Below are 21,022 nucleotides of genomic sequence, written 5' to 3' on the forward strand. Positions count from 1 at the left end.
GCTCCCGGCCCGGGCAGCGGCAACCGCGGTACGCCGACAAGTTCACGCCCCGGCCCCGGGTGGCGCTTCACCCGTTGCGGGTGAGCTTGCGAAGGCGCCACCGCATTCCCCGGTCGACGCTATCGGCGCCGCCCGCTCAGGTAGTCGGAGACCACCGCCGCGCCCAGGCCGTCGAGATCCGGGGCGATGACCCGGCCGCCGCTGCGGCGGGCCATCAGATCGACGAATGCTGCGAGCCTGGGGTTTTCGCCGAGGATGAATACCGAGACCGAGGCGCCGAGTTTCGCGAGGGCGTCGACCTGGGCCATGGTGACCGCGAGGGTTCGGGGGTCGGGTGGCCAGTTGAAGTACGAGCTGCCGTCGGGCTCCAGGTGGGCCGTGGGTTCGCCGTCGGTCACCACCAGCACCACCGGGACCGCGTCGGGGTGGCGGCGCAGGTGGCGGGCGGCGAGCAACAGGGCGTGATGCAGGTTGGTGCCCTGTTCCCACACCGCTTCCAGGCCGGTCAGCTCCGCGATGTCGACGGTGGTGGCGTGGCGGCCGAACGTCACGACTTCCAGGGCGTCGGAACGGAATCGGGTACTGATCAACTGGTGCAGGGCCAGCGCGGTCCGCTTCATCGGCAGCCAGCGCCCGTCCTGCACCATCGACCACGACGTGTCGACGCACAGGGCCACCGCCGCGCGAGACCGCTGATCGGTCTCGGTGATCTCGACATCCGACACCGACAGCGACACCCGGCGGCTGCCGGTCGACGCCGACCGAAGGACCGCGTTGCGCACGGTTTTCGACACATCCCACGGCTCGGTGTCGCCGAAGAGCCACGGCCGCGTCGCGCCCGTCGGTTCGCCGGCCGACCCCGCGGTCACCGTCTGGCGCTGTCCGCGCTGAGCCCGCAGCCGCCCGACCACATCGCGCAGCGCCACCTCGCCGAGACGGCGTAACGCCTTGGGCGTCAAGCGAAGCGACCCGTCGGGGGCGCGTTCGAACAGGCCCTGGCGACGCAGTTCGCGTTCCAGTTCGGCCAGGCGGGCGGCATCGACGGCGGCGTCGGCGCCGAGCTGGCGGGTGAGGGCGTCGAGGTCGATATCCTCGAGCCGGGCGCCGGGATAGGACTGGCCGAGTTGTTCGGCCAGCGCGTCCATTTCGGCCAGATCCTGCATCGCCTGTGCGCCCTCGCCGAGACCGAGCGGGTCCTGACCGCGGAACCGCTGCCCCGAATCCCAATCCTCGCCGGGGCGCAGTGCACGCAACGCGGCATCGAGTGCCGAAACCTGTTCGGCGATACGCGGATCGCCGAAGGCCTGGCCGATCAGTTCGCTCAACTCCGCCTGCTGCTGCGGCGAGAGCGAATTCATCATCCGCTGCGCGGCGGCCGCGCGGGCGGCCAGCGCGTCGATCAATTCCTCGGTGTTGCGGGGGTTTTCGGGAAAGAACTCGCCGTGTTCGGCCATGAACTCGGCGAACTGCTGCTCGGTGTTCTCACCGCGGGCGTGGGCGGCGAGCAGCTGGTTCAGATCCGACATCATCTGCCGCACCCGCTCGACATCCTCGGGCGTGGCGTTCTCGAGCGCTTGCTTCATGCCCTGGAAGCGGGAGTCGAGCAGTTCGCGGCCGAGCAGTTCTCGTATCTGCTCGTAGTTGGCACGGCCCGTCTCCGAGCGCCACTGATAGTCGGCGAGTTCGGTCACCGCGGCGGCGGTGCTCGACGGCAGCGCGTCGAGTTCGGCCTCGGCGAAGCGGGCATCGTCGGAAGGGTCGGGGAACAGTGCGGTGCGTTCGGCCTCCAACGCCTGGTCGAGCAGTTCGCGCACCTGTTGCAGGGTGCCGTCGAGGCGGTGCTGCCGGGTGAGCTCGGCACGGCGCTGCCACAACCGCCGGGTCAGCTCGTCCAGGCCGGGCGTGCGGCCGGTGCCGCGGCGCAGCAGCTCCTCCAGGGCGGTGCGCGGGGAGCTGCCGTCCATCACGTCGCGGCCGATGAGGTCCAGCGCCTCGCGCAGATCGACCGGCGGCGCCAGCGGGTCGGGACCGTCGTGATAGGGCCCGTAGGAGTAGCGGTCGGGGGTTGTCATGAGCCGTAGGTCGCCGTGCCGTCGTCGGAGTCCTTGGCCAGCTGGCGGCTCAAATACAGTGACTCCAGAGCGAATTCGACGGTCGCGGCGATCCGTGCCGGCGAATCGGTGGACTCGGCGCCGAGCCGCTCGGCCACCCGCGCCAGCACCGGCAGCTCGGGCAGCGCCGACAGCACCTCCTGGCCAGGCACCCGCTCGCCGGTGGTGACCGGATGGCCCGCGTTCACCGCCTCGGCCAGCGGCCGCAGATCCACCCCGGCCAGGCGCCGGCGGGCGGTCTCGGCGAAAGCGCGGCGCAACAGATGGGTGAGATGCTCGGTCTCGCGTCCCTCCTCACCGGATTCGAATTCCACCTTGCCGCGCAGCACCGCGGGCACCGATTCCAGATCCACCGGGCGGGCGACGGCGGGATGTTCACCGGTCAGCGCGGTCCGGCGCAGTGCGGCCGCAGCCACGGTCTCGGCCGCCGCCACCGCGAAGCGCGCCGAGACGCCGGAGCGTTGATCGACCGCCGGTGACTCCCGCAACTGGCGTACGAAGCGCGCGAGCACCTCGAGCAGTGGATCGCCGACCTCGGCGACCAGATCGGCCTCCTGGCGCACCAGCGCGGTCTCGGCCTCCACGTCGAGCGGATAGTGGGTGCGGATCTCGGCGCCGAACCGGTCCTTCAGCGGCGTGATGATGCGGCCGCGGTTGGTGTAGTCCTCCGGGTTGGCGGTGGCGACCAGCAGCACATCCAGCGGTAGCCGCAGCGTATAGCCGCGCACCTGGATATCGCGTTCCTCCATGACGTTCAGCAGCGCGACCTGGATCCGTTCGGCGAGGTCGGGCAGTTCGTTGATGGCGACGATGCCGCGATGGGCGCGCGGAACCAGCCCGAAGTGGATGGTCTCCGGATCGCCCAGACTGCGGCCCTCGGCCACCTTCACCGGGTCGACGTCGCCGATGAGGTCGCCGACCGAGGTGTCGGGTGTGGCGAGCTTCTCGGCATAGCGCTCGCTGCGGTGCCGCCACGCCACCGGCAGGTCGTCGCCCAGTTCGGCCGCGAGCCGCCGGCCCGCCGGGCTGATCGGCGCCAGCGGATGTTCGCCGAGTTCGGCGCCGTCGATCACCGGCGTCCATTCGTCGAGCAACCCCACCAGGGTGCGCAGCAACCGGGTTTTGCCCTGGCCGCGCTCGCCGAGCAGCACCACATCGTGCCCGGCGAGCAGCGCCCGCTCCAATTGCGGGACGACGGTGCGGTCGAAGCCGACGATGCCGGGCCACGGATCGGTCCCGGATCGCAATGCGGCGAGGAGATTCTCGCGGATTTCGGATTTCACTCCGCGCGGCTGATAACCGGCGGCGCGCAGTTCGCCCGCGGTGGCGGGCAGATGCTGAGGAACACTCACCCCAGCGACGCTACGACGATCTTGCGGCTCCGACAACGATTGCGTCGGCTCACTTCGCGTCGGCGGGTGGGGCGGGCAGGTTGCTCAGGGCGCCGACAACGGTGGTGTGAATGGCCAACTCCGCGGTCAGCGGATCCACCGCCGCCATCCGCGCGATCGTCGGCGTGCGGCTGACCAGGCATATCTCGACGCCACGTGCACGCTGGTCGGCGGCTTCCTCGGCCACTACCACCAGGGCGCGCCAGCCCAGGAAGCCGAGCCCGCCGGTATCGACGACCAGTGGCCCGCCGTGGGCCGCGGCCAGCGCCGCGCCCTCGTGGATGAGACGTCGCCAATCATCGAGAGTGCACGCATCGGCCTCCCCGCGCACCGACAGGACGACCGCGGCCCCGTGGGTGCGCATGACCGCGCTGAGCCGGGCCTCGGCGCGGCCCGGGACGGGAAGTGAACGGTGATGACCGATTCGGAATGTGGCGTTCGTCTTCATGTGCGATCTCCCAGGCGAAAATCGACATGTGTATTGCCCCCGCTTCTCGAGGCAAATCCCACTCTCACCTTTCTAACAAAGACGAAGCGGTCTGTATAGCCCGCCGGTATACGGTTGCGGCCCGCGTGACTGGGTAGCCGGGAATCGACTGTCCCACGCACGTGAGGAGCCCCCGCAATGCAGATCGGCTACAAACTGGCGTCGGAATCCTATGGACCGCGCGACCTGATCCGACAGGCGATTCGCGCCGAGGCGGCCGGATTCGACTTCGTGGAAATGAGCGATCACTATCACCCGTGGCTCGACAATCAGGGCCACTCGCCGTTCACCTGGACGGTATTCGGTGCCATCGCCGAACGCACCGAGCGCATCCGATTGGTCACCGGTGTCACCTGCCCCACCATCCGGTATCACCCGGCCATCGTGGCGCAGGCCGCCGCCACATTGGCGCTGGTGTCGGACGGGCGTTTCGATCTCGGCGTCGGATCCGGCGAGCGGCTCAACGAACATGTGGTGGGCCGGGAATTCCCACCGATCGACATCCGCCAGCGCATGCTGCGCGAGGCCCTCGAGATCATCCGGCTGCTGTGGCGCGGCGGATATCGCACGTATCGCGGTGAGTACCTGTCGATTTCGGATGCGCGGGTGTTCGATCTGCCCGAGCGGCTGCCCGACATCATTGTTGCCGCAGGCGGTCCCGACGCCGCCCGGCTCGCCGCCGAGCTCGGCGACGGACTGTTCGCGACCGACCCCGAAGCGCGGCTCGTGAACACCTACCGCGGCGCCGGTGGGCGCGGCGGCGGCTACGCCGAAGTCGGAATGTCCTGGGCCGCCGACGAAGAGACCGCGGCGCAAGCCGCACTGGAAACCACACGGTGGGCGCTCACCGGATGGAAAGTGATGAGCGAGTTGCCGAATCCGGTGAATTTCGACGCCGCGACTTCCACCGTGCGCCGCGACGATATTGTCGAGCAATTCGCCTGCGGTTCGGATCCGAAACGATATCTGGAATTGGCACAGCAATATGTGGACGCCGGATTCGACCATCTGGTGATGCAGAACGCCGGACCCGACCCGGAGGGGTTCATCGACTTCTACCGCAGCGAGCTCGATACCCCCATGCGCGAATTGTCTCCGGCGAAGTGACATTCGGCGGCCGATCGGGCCGCCGGCGCGGAATACGAGGGTCCGGCACTACGCGTGCCGGACCCTCGCCGCGACTCACGCGGTGATACCGTGCCGGCGCAATCGCCGGAATTCCACCGTCACCGGATAACCGGCGGCCGCCGAATCGAAGGGTGCGGTGGTGGCCTCGAGCGAGTCGGTGATGGAGGTCAGCACATGCCAGCCGAGCCCGTCCCGGTGCAGCGCCTCGGGGGTGACCGCCACCGCCGTCACCGCGACCGACATCCGGTCGCCGTCGTAGCCGAAATCGCATTCGATCGATGATCCGGCAACGGCCCGTTCGATCAGCGCGGTGGCGATCTCGTCCAACGCCACCCGGATGTCGGTCACCTCGTCGAGCGCGAATTCGGCCATCAATGCGACCGTTTCGGCCAGTGCGCGCAGCATGAGCAACTGGCGCGCTTGTGCGAGTACTCGCACGCCGACGACCGAACCCGTGGGCGCCGGGTCCGTCGACGGCGAAATCCACTCGCTCAAGGACACGTCCTCTCCTTCCGCCCCGCAGGCGCGTCTCGCATTTTTCCGCTCGTCGTCGCCGATACCCGGGCATCCGGGGAACCAAACGTCCTTCGGGCACCGGGTCGGCGGCAGTTCGCGATTGACCCCGGTTTCCCCGGGTACCCGCAGGTCGAGAGGGTATGTGCCGTTTCCGGTGCGGCCCGGGGCAGGAGGTGCGGATGCGGCGGGTCGTGGCGCAGGCGTCGGCCTGGTGGCTGGAGCCGTCCCGGTGCGGTCCGCGCCGGATTCGAGCTGGACGCTGTACGGAACGATCCTCGGCGTGGTTTCCGCCGGTGCGGCGGTAGCCCTCGCGCTGTTCGGCATTCACCTGCGTAATGCGCTGGGCGACAAGGATTGTCGACCGGCCGCAGTGGTCGCGCTGCGGCACGGACCGCACCGGTTGCACAGCGGTCACCTGGGCGACTACGCGGCGTGGCTGGTCTTGGGCTGCGCGGCCGTCATCGGACTGCTGTGGGCGGGTTGAGGCAGCTGTCCTACTCCCCCGGCGCCTACTCCCCCGGCGCCTCGAGCCGGCCCAGCACGTGCCGCAGGGCCGGTTCGAGGCGGTCGGTCCGGAAATGATGACCGGCCGCAAGCAGCCGGGTCGGCTCCACTCGCTGACTCGCCGCTGCCACCTCCCGCGCGCCCTGCCCGCCCAGCAGCAGCGCCGGACCGGCCTGCGGCACCGGCAGGATCGCGGGCCGTCGGACGACGCTCGCCAGCGTGCGGGTGTATTCGGCATTGCGGACCGGATGCGGCGCCACCGCGTTGACCGGACCCGACAGGGCGGTATCCCACAGCGCGCGGTGGTAGATGTCGAGCATGTCGTCGATGCCGATCCACGACATCCACTGCCGCCCACCGGCGATCGGTCCGCCCAGTCCGGCACCGAACAACGGCCGCAACAGCCGCAGCATCCCACCGGCCGGCGATTGCACCAGACCGGTGCGCACCCGCACCACCCGCACCCCGGCCTCGCGGGCGGGCCGATCGGCGTCCTCCCACGCCGAGACGACCTCGGCCAGAAATCCGTCACCGGCCGGACTGTCCTCGGTGAGCGGGCGATCGCCGAGGTCGTAGCCGTAGTACCCGATCGCCGACGCCGCGACGAAGGTCGGCAGTCCGGTCCGCGCGGCCAGTTCGGCGAGCGCGCGGGTCGGCTCCACGCGGCTGTCGCGCACGCGGCGTTTGTGCTCGTCGGTGAACCGGCCCGCGATCGGCGCCCCGGCCAGATGGATCAGCGCGTCCACCCCGTCCAGCAGATCGGCGGCGGGCGCGGACGGATCCCACTGCCGCTCGTCGGGTTCGCGGGCGGGCCCGCGCACCAGCCGGATCACACGATGCCCGCCGGTCCGCAGGAACGCGCTCAGTGCCGTCCCGACCAGTCCCGAGGCGCCGGTGATCGCGATGGTCGAGGACCGCAGCCCGTTCTCGGCGGCACGGGCGTGGGCTGCCAGATCACCGGCGAGCTGCCGGTGCCGGTACTCGAACATGGGCCGCAGCAGCGCGGCGGGGACGGGCGTGTCCACCTCGTCGACGATCCGGGTGCGTCCCGCGTCGACGGCTTCGAAGCCGTGGGTGTGGCGCCACCGCACCACATGCGCGAAGGCCGAGGCGGGGCCCTCGGCGACGAGTTCGTCGGCGAACCGGTGCGGCGGGTCGTAGGCGACCGGATCGTGCCGGGCCACCCAGCGCAGGTGGCCGGGCAGTGCCAGTTCGGCGCGCCCGTCCTTCAGCGATCTCGCTTCGCGGACCACCCGTACCGGTTGCCACGGCGGCGCCAGCCTGGTCAGCGCACCGCGCCGGGTGAACCATTCGAAGACGTCGGCCTGCGGAAAGTCCACGACATTCGCCGATTCGAAACCCATGGGGCGGCAGTACCCGCGCGCACCGGGCCGAAACGGCCGGCCACCGGCATCGCCCGGGCGTCGATCCACGTCGCCCAGCTTCTCGGCGAACGCCGGGCGTGAACGATCGCTCGATGCCGGTATCGGTGCGAGGGGTGGAACCGCCGGGTCGCGGTCACATATTGCTGTCGATTGCCGGAACTCCCTCCGGCAACCCCGGTGCACCACTTCCTGCCGACTGCGGTGGGCAGGTGCCGCCGAGCTGGTAGGCGGCCATGGAAATCGAACCGGCACAATGCCCGTCGACGATCGGCACCAGGGGTTCGGTATCGGCCAGGCCCGCGATGTACAGCAGCGGCAGGTAGTGATCGGGAGTCGGGACGGCCGCGGCGAAATCGGGGTGCGCGTCGAGAGCGGCCGCCTCGGTGGGTGAGCGCGTCAGCACCTCCCGGGCCGCCTCGTCGAAGCGCACCGCCCAGTCGTAACCGGCGTCCGGCTGCCCGAAATCGACCGCACGCAGATTGTGCACGATATTGCCGCTGCCGACGATCAGCACCCCGTCCGACCGCAGTGGAGCGAGCTTGCGGCCGAGTTCGAGGTGGTAGTCCAGTGGTTCGAAGGCGTTGAGCGACAGCTGCACCACCGGAATCGAGGCGTCCGGAAACGCGTGCACCAGCACCGACCAGGTGCCGTGATCGAGCCCCCAGCTGTCGGTATCGCAGCCCACCCACTGCGGACGGGCCACATCGGCGACCTGTTCGGCGAGTTCGGGCAGGCCCGGCGCCGGGTATTCGACCGCGAACAGCTCGTCCGGAAAGCCGTAGAAGTCGTGGATGGTGCGCGGGCGCGGCATGGCGGTGACCGCCGTCGCGTTGGTGTACCAGTGGGCCGAGATCACGAGGATCGCGCGCGGACGCGGCGCGTAGCGGCCGACGCCCGCCCACGCCTCGGTGTAGCGGTTGCGGTCGAGCGCGTTCATCGGGTTGCCGTGGCCGAGGAATACCGCGGGCATCTGCTCCGGCGACATCTGCGCACTCCTTCTCGTGGTGCGGATCCCGCCGGTGAGCTCAGTCGGCGGGGAGTTCGATCCCCTCGGCGGCGACCTTGGCGGTCACTTCCTCGGGGAAGATGTTGCGGAACAGGTACAGGTCCTGACCCAGCCGCCAGCCCGGCGCCAGCGCGACCGCATAACGTTCGAAATAGCCGAGCTGTTTGCCCATCAGCAGCAACTGCTGCGGGCCCGAGGCGCCGCGGCGTTTGCCGAATTCCACCAGCCGGGCGGCGACCTTGCCCATATCCAGCTTCGCCAGTTTGCCCGACAACACCGGCGCCAGCGCGGTCGCCAGCTGCCGGCCGATGGTGGCGTCGTCACCGTCGTCGCCGTCGAGCAGATCCAGTTCCCGCAGTGCCCGCGCGACCGGCCGGAAGTCACCGTCGATGGCGCTCGCGTGGAACAGCGCGCGCACGAACGCCCGCCACTGCGGCGTCATGGTGCCGACGATGCCGAAATCGAGCATCGCGGCCCGGCCGTCGTCGAGCAGCCAGAGATTTCCGGCATGCACGTCGCCGTGGAAAAGGCCGTGCACCACAACACTTTCCACCCACGCCTTGACCAGGCGGCGGATCAGCAGCTCGGGATCGGGGTGGGCGGCGCGGATATCGTCGAAGCGGTCGAGCGGCATCCCGCGCATCCGCTCCATGCACAGCACGCGCGGTCCGCAGTACTCCCAGTACACCTCGGGCACGACCACGCCGGTGTTGTCACCGAAGGCGGCCAGATCGGCTCTCGCCTGCGACTGATTGCGGGCCTCGTTGCGGAAGTCCAGCTCGGCGACGGTGGTGTCGTACAGATCGCGGACCACCCCCTCGACGTTGGCGATGCGGGCGTTCTCCGAACGTTTGGTCAGCGAGCCGGCCAGCCGGTAGGCGGCGCGCAGATCCACGATCATGCGCCGGGCGATATCGGGACGCTGCACCTTCAGCACCGCCGGGCGGCCGTCGGCGAGGACGCAGGCGTGCACCTGAGCCACCGAGGCGGCCGAGAGGGGTTCGTCGTCGAACTCCCGGAACAATCGGTCGATCGGGGCGCCGAGGTCGGCCTCGATCACCGCGCGCGCGTCGGTGGCCGGAAACGGCGGGACGTCGTCGAGGCAGCGCAGGCACGCGTCGGCGAGTTCGTCCGGGAACGAGGCCGGCGACGACGCGATGAGCTGCCCGAGTTTGACGAACATCGGGCCGAGCGCCTCGAAGCCGTCGACCGTCCCCTCGGCCATCGCCCGGCGCCGCTTCGCCGGGCGCAGACCTTCGCGCAGCACGCGGCGCGTCACCCGGCCGCCGATCGTCGTGCCGATCGCGGCGGTACGGCGGAACTCCGCGAATCCGAATTTCTCCAGCGCCGGTACCGACTGCGGTGGAGTCTCCCCCGCGCCCGGTCCGGAGGCGGTCTCGGTGGCCGCCGCCGTCACCGCAGGACTCCGCTGGTCACCCACTCACCTGCCCGAATCATCCGTTGCGACCGTCCCCTCGTCATGTGGTTCGTGCACAGTCTACGACTGCCGGCCCACCGTACCGGCCGGTGTGGCCCGCAGCACGCGCAGACCGGCCGCTCGCGGGCCACGGCCGACCCCGGCGATCCAGCGGCGTGGAATGGCTGGTGCGCATCCGGTGCGCCCGGGCCGCGGCGGCGACTTCGGCACGCCGGTCGCGTCCCTCACTGTGGGTGAAGCAGGTTCACGGCGCGATGCCGAGGCCCGCGGCGAGTACCGGCCACGAGCGTTTCAGCGCGTCCTGCCAGTAGCCCCACGAATGCGTTCCCGTCGGTTCGAAATCGAAGGTCGCCGGAATCCCCAACTCCCCCAGGCGGGTCGACATATTGTGCGTACACCAGTTCACCGCGGCCTCGATCACCCCGCCGATCACGAGCTGATCGAGATATCCGCGCGGACCGGGCTGCATGTGGTCACCGCCGTACACGTCGTACATGCCGGGTACACCGGTGCCGGTGGAGATGAACAGATTCAGCCCCCGCAGCCCGTCGGCGTGCACGTACGGGTCGTTGGCCGCCCACATCGGATCGTCGTCGGGGCCGTACATGTTCTCCACGTCGCCGCCGCCCCACGTCTGCACCGCCATTTTGACGAATTCCCGGCCGATCGGATCGCTGATCTGCGCACATCCGGAATACGCGGCCACCGAGCGATACAGTCCCGGTGCCGCGATCGGCAGTTGCAGCACCGAGGTCCCCGACGTCGACAACCCGGCCAACGCGTTGGCGCCCGTGGTGCGGTAGCGCCCATCGATCAGCGGCGGCAGTTCCGCGGTGAGGAACGTCTTCCATTTGTACACACCGAGTTTCGGATCCGGTGCGCGCCAATCGGTGTAGTAGCTCCAGCGGCCCCCGACCGGCTGCACCACATAGGTCTGCTTCGCCGACAGGAAACCGGCGACATCGGTGTTGCGCTCCCAGGTGGCCGAATCCTGGCCTCCCCCACCGCCGTTGAGCAGATACAGCACCGGCGCGGGCGCCTGGTCGTCGGCCGGCGTCTGCACCTTCACCATGATGTCGGTGTTCATCGCCGCCGAATGCACCCGCAACTGTTCGGTTCGCGGATCGATCCGCCAGCTGCCGGTGACCGCCGACCCGTCCGCGGCGACCGGGTCGGGTTGCGCACCGGCGGGCGCGGCCCCCAGCACCGCGCCCGCCATCATCAGAACGACGGGAATGATGCTGCCGCGCAGCACCTTTCCGAACATGAGAACTCCTTCGTGACAGAACGATCGCCGCGGAGACGACGAGGCCCGCCGGGCGATGCGGTGTGAGGGCATCGCCCGGCGGGAGCACCGCCGTGGGTGTGTGCACTCCTGTGCGCGGATACGAGGCCGGCGTACCTCGGCCCGCGCCGGAACCCCACGGCGGCGTGCGGCCCGCCGGAACGCGTTGGGAATTCAGGGTTTCCGCGTTCCGGCGGGCAGGTCGGACGACTCAGAGCTTGCCGCCACCGCCCAGCAGCCACGGGTTGAAGCTGCAGGTCAGCGCGGGGGTCTGCGCCGAATCGAGAGTGTTGAGGATGATCGAGAGCACCCGAGGCGAATACATCATCGTCAGGTGATCCGACAGATCCTGTTCGCAGCCGTCCTGCAGGGTGACGTTCTTGACCGTCGCCCCGGGCCCGGGCTGCAGGAAGGTCAGATCGTAGGGCGTGGTGACCTCGTCGTAGCGAGTGCCGACCACCGTGTAGTCGACGCCCGGCATCGTGTCACCACCGGCGTTGAGCTGATTCACGAAATCCGAACCGACCGTCTGCTGAATGCCGGAGTGGCCGACGAAGATCTCCACCAGTCCGAGCACGTCGATGCCGAAGTTGTTGATGGCCCGGCCCAGTGCGCCGATGCCGTCGAGGGTGGTGCCGTGGTTGGTGGCGCCGAAGGTCATCATGTGATGCACCTTCGCCGCACCACCGTCGAATTTCAGATACCAGCGCGACATCGCGCCACCCTGGGAATGGCCGACCAGGTTGACCTTCTGCGACCCGGTCGCCGCCAGCACGCGGTCCACGAATTGCGCCAGCTGCTTGGACGAATCCTGAATCAAACCGGTGCCGTTCGCGCCCGGGAGCACCGATCCCAGGCCGCCGCCCTGAATCAGATTGGATTTGCCGTAATTGAAAGTGAATACACAGTAGCCGGCGTCCTTGATCGGCTGGCTGACGAAGGAGAAGTTGTCGTAGGCGTTCTCCCAGGTGCCGTGCACCAGCACCACCGGCTCCGGATGCGCCGCGGTGGGTTTGCAATTCCAGTCGTTGGTCCCCGGCGGGGCCACGTCCGGATGCAGCAGGCCGTATCCGAAGGCGGCCAGGAACGAGCTCTGCGCCGGGCCGTAGCCGATCGTGTCGCTGGAGGTTCCACCCGAGGAACCCGAGCTCGACCCGGAACCGCCGTAGCAGTCGCCCGACCCGTTGCCGGAGCCGGCACCACTGCCGGAGGTGCAGGCCGAGCCGGTGCCGGAGCTGCCGGAATCGGCGATCGGGTGGGCGGCGGGATTCTTCAGTCCCTGGTCGATGAAGTCGACCAGTTGCTGCTCCTGCTGCTGATCGTTCGACGCCACCGCCGGCTCGGCGTCGGCGCCGATCCCCGCGAAGCCCATCGTCAACAGCGAAACCCCCACGACGACCGCGGCGCTCAGCGACCTGCGGCGGGTGTTTGGTCTCATGGGTGAACCTTTCGTCAGAACATCGGCGTTCTTTGTTGCGATGCGCGACAGCGAGCCGCGCAGCCGAAACTGAACTCAGACGCTAAAGTCGCTGACGAGCCGCCGATACGGACAAAGGCAGTCTCTTCGGAATCTCACGAGACGCCGAACGGACCGCAGTGAAGTTGCACAGCGGGGTGAATTGCCCTGCGACGTCAGGGCTTTTCCCGATATCGGCGCAGTCACAGCAGCAATGTCGGCCGTGCCGTGAAATATCCAGCGATACAACCAATTACGACGCAATCACGAACAGATATCGGATCCTCACTTGAGTTGTCCGTCCGGCCCGGTCCACGTGAGTACGTGGCACGGCCCCACGTCGTCTGGAGTCCTGATGCCCGGCTTTCGTACTACCCTGCGGCCCAATGGTTTTCGCTTTCTCGCCGCCGCGGCTCTGGCCGTCGGTGCCCTCACCGCGGTCGCCTTTCCCACCGCCGCCGCCGATCCGCTCACCGATGCGGCCGGCGTCATCGGACAGCTGCGCGCCGTCGGTGATCCACTACCGCCGCTGCCCGCCCCGCACGGGCCGACCACCGCCATCGTGGTGCTCGGTTACGGATTGCTGCCCGACGGCGGTATGAGACCCGAACTGGTCGCCCGGTTGCAGGCGGCGCTCGTGCAGGCGATGGTGTCGCCGGCCTCGCCGATCATCGTCACCGGCGGAAACCCGCGGGGCGGCACCACCGAAGCCGATGCCATGGCCGGCTGGCTCCTCGGCCACGGCATCGCCCCGGAGCGGATCCACATCGAGTCACGCGCCAGCGATACCGTCGAAAACGCCGTCAACTCCGCGGAAATGATGCGCACCCTGGGCGCCGGCGATGCGGTGGTCGTCACCTCGGCCGACCACATGCCCCGTGCCGTGGCCGATTTCGTCGACGCGGGAGTGCCGGTGGTGGGCACGGTCAGCCCGCAGGAGCTGCCGCCGACGGTGCTGGAGGTGTTCGGGCCGCGGCTGTGAATCCGGAGCAGCAGTGAATTCGCGGTAGTAGTAGATCCGCCCCGGTAGTGCATCCGGAGCGGTTGGCCGTCTAGCGCGGCCCCCAGGTCCGCGCGATACCGAGCCCGGCCGCCAGCGCGTCCCACGCCGACGGCAGGGCGGCGGTGAAATCCGGCCAGGAATGCGTCCCCGCGGGGATGTAGCGCACGGTGGCCGGGATGTTCAGTTGCGCGAGCCGCGCGGCGAACCGTTCGGTGCACGTGCGCGCACCCGCCTCCAGCGCCACACCTCCGCCCGCGGAACGCAGCGCACCGGCGACGTCGTGCGCGGTGGCGATCGCGGTCAGATCCGGTGGGCTCGGCAGGCCGGTGGCCGCCGACAGATAGATCGGTGTGCCGCGCAGGGTATCGGCGCCCAGATAACTGTCGTGCGCCGCCCATTCCGGCGAATTCGGTGGGCCCCACAGGTTTTCGGGGTTCCCGCCGCGCGAGGCCACGGTGATGCGGGTGACAGCCTGGCCGACCTCGTCGGCGGTCGAATAGCAACCGCTGATACCCGCGACCGCGCGATAGAAGCCCGGATGACGCTGGGCCAGCATCATCGCCGCCTGCGCGCCCATCGACACTCCCGCGATCGCCCGGCGTCCGTCGGAACGCAGATATTTCTCCACGATCGGCGGCAGTTCGTCGACGAGGAAGGTCTCCCAGCGATTGAGGCCCAGGTTCTGGTCGTAATGGTCCCAGTCGGCGTACATACTGCCGACGCCGTCGCCGGGGAGCACCACGTCCACCGGTTTGCCGGCGAAGAAGCGCGCCGCCTCGCCGTCGGTGAGCCAGCCCGAGGTCGCCGCACCCTCGACGCCGTCGAGAAGATAGAGGGTGGGCCGGGGTTCGCTCCCGCCACCGTGCAGCACATCGATGGGCACCACCCGATGCATCGCGGCGGAGGCGACATACAAGCGGTCCCAGCCCGGTCCGCGCGTTTCGGTGCGCACCAGTTCCGTTCGCGTCACGGCGGGATCGATCACCGGCGGGGCCGCGGGCGGGGGCGCGGCGGGATCGGCGCACACCGGAGCGGCCGCCATCGCGCCGGCGGCCACGGCCAGGGCGGCGCCCAGCGCCGCACGGGTGATCACCGCTGCACCACCGCCGAAGCGTCCGCGACCGCCGTCTCCCGGGCGCGCGCTCGTTCCCGTCGTTCCCGGAAGCGGTCGGCCGCCTTCTCCAGAGCGGCCCGATGGACGGCCAGTTGGTCGCGGGCCCGCTCCCCCGCACCGGTCAGATCGGTGCGCTCGAACACGTGCCGGTTGCGCAGCACCGGACGCATCACCATCTCCGGACGCCGCGCCGGATCGTAGATGCCGGGGGCGGCCAGCAGCAGGTCGTGACGCCGGAAGCCCGGCCGGTCCGATCCAGGCATCCGGAAACCGGTGACCGCCTCGGTGATCGCGCGCATCATCGCGTCCGGGGCCAGCTCGAGGGCGGCCCGGGAGATGTTGCGGTAGAAGATCATATGCAGGTTCTCGTCGGTGGCGATGCGCGACAGCATCCGGTCGGCGATCGGTTCACCACAGGCGATGCCGGTGTTGCGGTGACTGATCCGGGTGGCCAGCTCCTGCAGTTTCACACAGGCCGACACGCGCAGCAACCGCGGGGCCTGCGAGCCGGCGACGCCGCTGGTCAGCCGCGTCATCAGGGCGCGTTCCAGCGCAACGGGATCCACCGCGCGAGTCACCACGAGGTAGTCGCGGATCACACTGGCGTGGCGGTTCTCCTCGGCGGTCCGGCATCGCACCCACCGTCCCCACGCGCCGTCGACGCCGAACGTCTCGGTGATCGCACGACGGCGGGAGGGCAGATCGTTCTCGGCGACTCTCACGCGTACTCCTCGGTGCGCGAATCGGCGCCGAGATCGAATGCCAGCAACGCCAGGCTCGCCCGCGCGATACCGTCCGGGCGGGCCAGCTCGATGCCGGTCAACCGCTCGATGCGCCGCACCCGGTGCGCGACACTGTTCGGATGGATCGCCAGCCGCACCGCGGTCGATTTGCGGTCCAGGCCCGAATCCACGTAGGCGCGCAGGGTTTCCAGCAGATCCGGATGCGGCCGCAACGGACCGAGCACCGCGGCCAGGTGCGCACGCGCCGGGCCGGGCCGGGTCAGCTGATATTCCACCGCCACGTCGGCGATCCCGTAGAGGCCCGGCGGGCGACGCAGTGCGCGTACCAGTTCCAGCAACTCGTGGGCCTGGGCGGCCAGCTCCGGGATACGTGCGGTGGGACCCGCGACGACGGTCGCGGTCAGCGGCACCGAGGCCGCCGCGGACAGGACATCCAGAGTGTCGGCGGTCAGCACCGGCGCATCGATGCGGGCGGAGGCATCGTGGTCCTCGACCGGCACCAGCACCGTGCCGCCGTCGACCGAGAGCAACGACAACGCCCGCGAACCCAGCACCGGCGCCAACGCGCTCTGCAGCCGCCGCAGTTTGCGGCGCGCCACGGTTTCGGCATTGCGGCGCGGATCGGATTCGCCGGGATGCGGGGCGATCGACAGCGCCACCACCTGATAGGCGGGTGCGACCACGATCCCGGTGCGGCGGGCCAGTGCCGCGCGGCCGTGACCGCTGAGCAGCGCGGTGACCAAGGTCTGGGCCGCGGTTTGATGATGCCGTGCGGCCGAGCGGTGTTCGTCGAGGTAGGCGGCCGAGGTCGCCACGGTCACCGTCTCCAGCAGGCGCAGCGCCTGCTCGGCGTCGGCGAACAGTGTCTCGCCGTCACCGCGGCCACCGGCGATATCGCTGAACGCGCGCCGCACCGCCTCGTGGTAGGCGCGCAGCACGGTGTCGAGGTCGATCCCCTCGCGCGCCCACGCGCCGGCCCGGCCGACCAGTTCGGCCAGGCGCGCGGCATCCGCCGGTTCCGGGTCGGGTTCGGCGACCATATCGGCGGCCAGGGCCAGACATTCGCGCACCCCGGCGCCGAATTCGGCGGTGATGTCGGAATGTGGCGCCGGCGCCTCGGTGCGCACGCTTCGGGTCAGAGTCGCCGCCAGGCTGGGTGCGGATGGTGTCATCGGGTCGCTCCAGAATCTGTCCCCGCGCGAAGTGTGCCCGCCGGATGTCTTGGGGTGAGGGTGCACCCGGCGGGCGGTTCCACTGCTACGCACAGTGACCGCGTCGAGGAAGGGGTTGGAAGTCCTGGTGCCGCGGGTCGAGCTGTGCGCCGTGAGCGGCGGCTTCGAGTCGGGAGCCGCTCACCGGTGGCCGGTCCGGCGTCCGCAGTGCCGACCTCCTCTCCTTCCGGAAGGTGCGGGTGCGCCGGTTGCCGAACGCGGCACCGTCCGCGCAAAAACCGGTGCCGCGTTCACATCACGGTACGGCCACGGAATCGCCTCGAACCCGAAACACCGGCGATCCGATGACAATTCATGAATCGCCCCGGGAGCGGCTGGGGTCGCGGCACAAAATTCTCCGCGGCGACAGCGCGAAGGAACGAACCGGCCGTTCAGCATTCGGTCGGGGCCGGCACCCCCTGCAATCGCTGATCGACCCAACCCATCGCCTCGGGATATCCCAATCCGGCCGCGATGATGTGTTCGCCGGGAACGCTGCGATACACCGCCGCCACCCCCAGCGAGCACTGGTCGCGATAGAACTCGCGGGCACCGGCGGCCGGAATCCAGAATTCCTGTTCGCCGTTGTAGACGTACAGCGGCACAGCGGATTTCATGCCCTGCATCCGCGTCACCCGGTAGATGTCGTCGGCCAGCGCGCTGTGCAGCGGATCGGGGGTGTCGGCGGCGATGTCGATCGGCAGCGACAGCACTCCGGGGACGGCGAAGACGCCCGCGCAGGTGTCCTTGAGCGGCGACAGCGCCGCCCACCGGGCCAGATTGTTCATCCGGGCCAGGATCTCCGGCCGCTCCCGCCCCACCCCGAAGGTGGCCGCCAGGAAGACTCCCGACGCGAAGTTGGCGTTCATGCTCTGCGACAGGATCTGATAGTCGGCCGGCACACCACCCAGTGCCGCGCCGACGATCGCCGGAGCCAATTCCGGTGCGTAGGAATCGATCAGCGCCACCGCGCCGCGGGTGGCTATGGCACCACCGGAGTACCCGTGCATGGCGTAGCGGCTGGCACCGAATTCGGCGGGCAGCGTCGCACGCATCGCCCGGATCGCATCGAGCACGGCGTGACCGGCCACGAAGGGCTCGGCATACGCCATCCGCGGGCCCTCGTGATCGGGAATCAGCACCGCGTACCCGCGCAGCAGCGCCAACTGGGTGGTGGGCGGGACGAAGTCGGTGGTCCCGGTATCGCCGGTGAAACCGTGCGCGAGCGTGTAGCCGGGCGTGCAGGTCCGGCCCAGCGCGTCGATCGGCAGATTGTTCACCAGCACCGGCCGCGATCCGGGCCCCGTCCACGGCGCGGCCGGAATCGCCAGTGTCGCAGTCGCGTACGAGGGCGCGTCGTGGGCGTCGGTGGTGCGGTACTTCAACTGCAGCGCCTGCCGCACGGGCACCACCAGCAGCGGAGCGGCGGTCACCGTCACGTCCCGGGTCGCGATCACGTCACCGGGACGCAGCCCCGCGAGATCGGGCGGCCAGGCGTCGAGCAGCGGATCGCCCACCGGTGAGGGCATGACGGCCTGCTGCAGCCGGGCCACATCGGCGGTGACACCGGTCTGGCCCGCGGCCGCCTGATCGGCCACCGGGATCGGCGGCGGCGGAATCAGGGCGTCGATCCACTGCTGCAGCTGCGCGAGAACGGGCGCGGGCGGATTCGAGGCCGCCGGATCCTGGACCTCCGGCGGCACGGCGTCCCGAGGCGTCGCGGGCTGGGACGCGAACGGCTGCGTCGGCAGCCCCGGTAACGAAACAGCCGGTAACGGCAAGGGAGGCAGAGGCATCGGCGGCTGCGCCGCCGCGGTACCCGCGACGGGACCGCAACCGAGTAGCAATACCGTGACCAGAACGTGCCGAATTCGCATGGCGCACCCCACTGAAACTCACCGCTGGTTCCCGTGCGCTGCCAACCCGAGTTCCGCGCTGAACCAGGTGTTTCGAGACTACCGGTGCGAATCCGATTGCCCGGGCGGCGTGTTCGGATCGTGTGCGGCGCGAGTCCGCATCGATATCGAATTGGTGCGCGCGAGCGGTGTGGGGTGTCGCGCTCAGCAGTTGCTCGGCACCGGCTGAGCGTGCATGCGACCGTCCAGCCAGTTCAGTACCTGCGGCAAGCCCAGCACGGCCGCGGTGAGGTGGTCGGGCACCGGGATGGCCTCCGACTGGACCGAGACCCCGGCCTGGCACCAGCGCCGGTCGGTCTCGATGATCGAGTCCACCGGAATCAGGCCGTCGATGGGCGAATGCCATTCGAACACCGGCATATTCGGCACGCTGTCGGTGTAGAGCTCGAGACTGTTGTCCTCGACCACCTTGCGCGCGACCGGATCCTCGGTCATCGACGTGGTTCTCGCGAACTCGGTCACTCCGTGGCCCGCGCCCGCGGCCAGCAGGCCGTTGGTGCAGCTGTTGGCCATCACCTGCCGCGCCGCCATTCCCTTGTCGTTGAGCTGCTCCGACAGCGGGAACCGGTCCGGGTATTCGCGTTCCAGGCCGAGTCCGGCCGCCATCGCCAGGCCGAAGGCCGGATGCGAGCCGTATCCCAGGCCCTCCAGCATCTTCACCATGTTCATCGGCACGCCGCCGGCCGCGGCCCCGGCGATGCGCAGTTCCGGCGCGTAGACCGGCGCGAGCGCGGCCGCCCACGCGGTGGCCATGCCACCGCCGGAGTAGCCGGCCATCGTCACCGGGCTGTGCTCGAGTTTCAGATCGGCGGCGTGCTGCACCGCACGAATGCCGTCCAGGGTGATCTGGCCGCCCAGACGCGCTGCGCCGTAGGCGAATTGCGGCCCGAGATGGTCGGGCATCGCGATACTCCAGCCGCGCTGCAACACCACGTTGTAGGCGGGCGCCTCGCGCACCATCAGATCCGGGTTCTTGGTGTAGAGCACATGGGAGACACCGCAATCGGTGCCCAGCCCGTTGATGATGGTCTGATACGACAACAGCGGGCCGTCGGCCGCGCGCTTGCGCGGGGTCAGGACGGTCGTGGTCGCCGCGATCGGCTTGCCCTCGGAATTGGTCGAGCGGAACTTGATCAGCGTGATGTCGGTGTCCGGGAAGATGTCCAGCGGCGGTAGCGGTTTCGTCACCAGTACGTCTCCGGGCTTGTGCTCGGCGATATCGGCCGGCGCGGCGTAGAACGGATCCGGGTCCGGTGCCGGGTAGATCGGTTGCGCCGGTGCGGAAGTCGTGGCGGCAGCGAACAGCAGCAGACTGCCGGCGGCGACGCTCAGCGCCCGCCGGACCGCGGTATGGCCCATGGGCCAAGAGATTATCGCGCGCGCGAGGCAACCCGAAATCGGCACCGCAGGTCCTGAGAAATCACAAGCTCGCCGCGCGGCGGTCTGTGTTACGCGATGAATTACACACTGAAACCTGTTCGGGTTACCCGCGAGTACGTAGCTTCGTTCCTGCACCGATGCAAAGGAGCACGGCTATGGACATCTCCGATACGGTCCCCGACATCCCGACTCGCCGGATCACGGTCTACTTCGGCGGCACCGGCCCCGATGGCGACATGGTGCTCGAATACGCCGCCACCCGCGCCGAGGCCTGGGAGTTCGCCGCCGCCGCGGTGCACTCCGGGCTCGCCGTCACCGTGGACGGCATGGTCCGGCCCGGATTGCGACCGCTACCCTGCCGCCGATTGTGGCATTGAGGAATCGATTCGTCTCCCGGCGACTGTGAGCGATCACAACGGCCCGCCGACCTGCTTCGATTTCGGCACAGACGATTCGCGAAGCCCCCTCGGTCCCCGGCCAGCCGGTTAGCGTTAACCGCCGGAACAGATAGTTCGGGAGTAGAAGGAGTCAGTGATGACCGTCGACAGCTCCAACCGGTCCAGTCTCACCTTTTCGGGACGGCCGATGTCGTCGCCGTTGAAGGATGTGTGGTCGCTGTCGCGGCACATGGTCGGCCACTTCGTCGAAAACGTCGCCCCCTGCGGCACCCTGCCCGGCGACGCCATCCACGGCGACATCACCACCATCACCCGCACCTGCCTCGAACTCGCCATCAGCCTCCTCGACGGCCGCGACATCCCCGAAAAAACCGAACGCCTCAAAGACGCCGCCGCCGCCTGGGCCCGCGAAGGCGTCCCCATCGACACCATCCACCACGCCATCCACGAAGGCTTCAAAATCGGCTTCGACCTCGTCGTCACCAACGCCACCACCAAAACCCGCACCACCACCAACGGCGGCACTGCCGGCAACGGTGCAGGCACCGGT

The 21,022-nt window shown here is 69.4% G+C and carries 19 protein-coding genes; 5 read left to right on the plus strand and 14 right to left on the minus strand.

Annotated features, from left to right (window positions below):
- Window positions 1-119: 119 nt before the first annotated feature.
- From NMI01S_RS31470 to NMI01S_RS31480, 3 genes are read right to left on the minus strand one after another with little or no spacing between them, the layout of a single operon-like run.
- Window positions 120-2,072: a VWA domain-containing protein gene (locus NMI01S_RS31470; RefSeq protein WP_063002362.1), complete on the minus strand. Its 1,953-nt coding sequence runs from the start codon at window positions 2,070-2,072 to the stop codon at window positions 120-122.
- Window positions 2,069-3,463, minus strand: a complete 1,395-nt coding sequence (locus NMI01S_RS31475; RefSeq protein WP_063002363.1) for an ATP-binding protein — start codon at window positions 3,461-3,463, stop codon at window positions 2,069-2,071. Before NMI01S_RS31475 ends, NMI01S_RS31470 begins: the two co-directional genes overlap by 4 nt.
- Before the next feature lie 49 nt (window positions 3,464-3,512).
- The gene (locus tag NMI01S_RS31480) at window positions 3,513-3,950 is read right to left on the minus strand and encodes an STAS domain-containing protein (RefSeq protein WP_063002364.1); all 438 of its coding nucleotides are present in this window, start codon (window positions 3,948-3,950) and stop codon (window positions 3,513-3,515) included.
- Window positions 3,951-4,127: 177 nt separating this feature from the next.
- Between NMI01S_RS31480 and NMI01S_RS31485 the strand changes: the two genes are divergently transcribed.
- Window positions 4,128-5,096 (plus strand): TIGR03557 family F420-dependent LLM class oxidoreductase, encoded by a 969-nt coding sequence (locus NMI01S_RS31485; RefSeq protein ID WP_063002365.1) that lies wholly within the window; start codon window positions 4,128-4,130, stop codon window positions 5,094-5,096.
- Between the two features lie 75 nt (window positions 5,097-5,171).
- Here the strand turns inward: NMI01S_RS31485 and NMI01S_RS31490 are convergent, their stop codons facing one another.
- Entirely contained in the window at window positions 5,172-5,618 is a 447-nt protein-coding gene (locus NMI01S_RS31490; protein WP_245717107.1) for an ATP-binding protein, read from the minus strand.
- Window positions 5,619-5,844: 226 nt separating this feature from the next.
- On the opposite strand from NMI01S_RS31490, the gene NMI01S_RS31495 reads away from it, so the two are divergent.
- On the plus strand, window positions 5,845-6,117 hold the full coding sequence (locus tag NMI01S_RS31495) for a hypothetical protein (RefSeq protein ID WP_157126459.1): 273 nt from the start codon (window positions 5,845-5,847) through the stop codon (window positions 6,115-6,117).
- A gap of 25 nt (window positions 6,118-6,142) precedes the next feature.
- Here NMI01S_RS31495 and NMI01S_RS31500 read toward each other — a convergent pair whose 3' ends face one another.
- The 5 genes from NMI01S_RS31500 to NMI01S_RS31520 all read right to left on the minus strand — a co-directional run bounded on the left by NMI01S_RS31500 (window position 6,143) and on the right by NMI01S_RS31520 (window position 12,689).
- Window positions 6,143-7,501 carry a TIGR01777 family oxidoreductase gene (locus tag NMI01S_RS31500; protein WP_063002368.1) on the minus strand — a complete coding sequence of 453 codons (1,359 nt, stop codon included), beginning with the start codon at window positions 7,499-7,501 and terminating at the stop codon, window positions 6,143-6,145.
- 154 nt (window positions 7,502-7,655) lie between these two features.
- Window positions 7,656-8,492 (minus strand): 4,5-DOPA-extradiol-dioxygenase, encoded by an 837-nt coding sequence (gene ygiD, locus NMI01S_RS31505; RefSeq protein ID WP_157126463.1) that lies wholly within the window; start codon window positions 8,490-8,492, stop codon window positions 7,656-7,658.
- Window positions 8,493-8,547: 55 nt separating this feature from the next.
- Window positions 8,548-9,945, minus strand: a complete 1,398-nt coding sequence (locus tag NMI01S_RS31510) for an ABC1 kinase family protein (RefSeq protein WP_063002370.1) — start codon at window positions 9,943-9,945, stop codon at window positions 8,548-8,550.
- Between the two features lie 265 nt (window positions 9,946-10,210).
- Window positions 10,211-11,233 (minus strand): alpha/beta hydrolase, encoded by a 1,023-nt coding sequence (locus NMI01S_RS31515; RefSeq protein ID WP_084513420.1) that lies wholly within the window; start codon window positions 11,231-11,233, stop codon window positions 10,211-10,213.
- A gap of 229 nt (window positions 11,234-11,462) precedes the next feature.
- A complete protein-coding gene (locus NMI01S_RS31520) occupies window positions 11,463-12,689 on the minus strand; it encodes an esterase/lipase family protein (protein WP_063002371.1) in 1,227 nt (408 codons plus the stop codon).
- A 373-nt stretch (window positions 12,690-13,062) separates the two neighbouring features.
- Between NMI01S_RS31520 and NMI01S_RS36615 the strand changes: the two genes are divergently transcribed.
- Complete coding sequence (locus tag NMI01S_RS36615; protein ID WP_063002372.1) at window positions 13,063-13,689, plus strand: YdcF family protein; 627 nt, start codon at window positions 13,063-13,065, stop codon at window positions 13,687-13,689.
- A gap of 70 nt (window positions 13,690-13,759) precedes the next feature.
- Here the strand turns inward: NMI01S_RS36615 and NMI01S_RS31530 are convergent, their stop codons facing one another.
- From NMI01S_RS31530 to NMI01S_RS31550, 5 genes are all read right to left on the minus strand, one after another.
- The gene (locus NMI01S_RS31530; protein ID WP_245717108.1) at window positions 13,760-14,803 is read right to left on the minus strand and encodes an alpha/beta hydrolase; all 1,044 of its coding nucleotides are present in this window, start codon (window positions 14,801-14,803) and stop codon (window positions 13,760-13,762) included.
- A complete protein-coding gene (locus tag NMI01S_RS31535; RefSeq protein WP_063002373.1) occupies window positions 14,800-15,546 on the minus strand; it encodes an acyl-ACP desaturase in 747 nt (248 codons plus the stop codon). The genes NMI01S_RS31530 and NMI01S_RS31535 overlap by 4 nt, the downstream gene beginning before the upstream one ends.
- Window positions 15,543-16,739, minus strand: a complete 1,197-nt coding sequence (locus NMI01S_RS31540; protein ID WP_157126460.1) for a PucR family transcriptional regulator — start codon at window positions 16,737-16,739, stop codon at window positions 15,543-15,545. Before NMI01S_RS31540 ends, NMI01S_RS31535 begins: the two co-directional genes overlap by 4 nt.
- 431 nt (window positions 16,740-17,170) lie before the next feature.
- The gene (locus NMI01S_RS31545; protein WP_245717109.1) at window positions 17,171-18,574 is read right to left on the minus strand and encodes a lipase family protein; all 1,404 of its coding nucleotides are present in this window, start codon (window positions 18,572-18,574) and stop codon (window positions 17,171-17,173) included.
- Window positions 18,575-18,838: 264 nt separating this feature from the next.
- Window positions 18,839-20,053, minus strand: coding sequence for a lipase family protein (locus NMI01S_RS31550; protein WP_063002376.1), 1,215 nt, complete (start codon window positions 20,051-20,053; stop codon window positions 18,839-18,841).
- Between the two features lie 176 nt (window positions 20,054-20,229).
- On the opposite strand from NMI01S_RS31550, the gene NMI01S_RS31555 reads away from it, so the two are divergent.
- Window positions 20,230-20,451 carry a hypothetical protein gene (locus NMI01S_RS31555; protein ID WP_245717110.1) on the plus strand — a complete coding sequence of 74 codons (222 nt, stop codon included), beginning with the start codon at window positions 20,230-20,232 and terminating at the stop codon, window positions 20,449-20,451.
- A 157-nt stretch (window positions 20,452-20,608) separates the two neighbouring features.
- Window positions 20,609-21,022, plus strand: a 414-nt coding sequence (locus tag NMI01S_RS31560) for an RsbRD N-terminal domain-containing protein (protein WP_501193599.1), incomplete at its 3' end; no start/stop codon positions are given.

This window comes from Nocardia mikamii NBRC 108933, assembly GCF_001613505.1.
Taxonomy (GTDB): domain Bacteria; phylum Actinomycetota; class Actinomycetes; order Mycobacteriales; family Mycobacteriaceae; genus Nocardia; species Nocardia mikamii.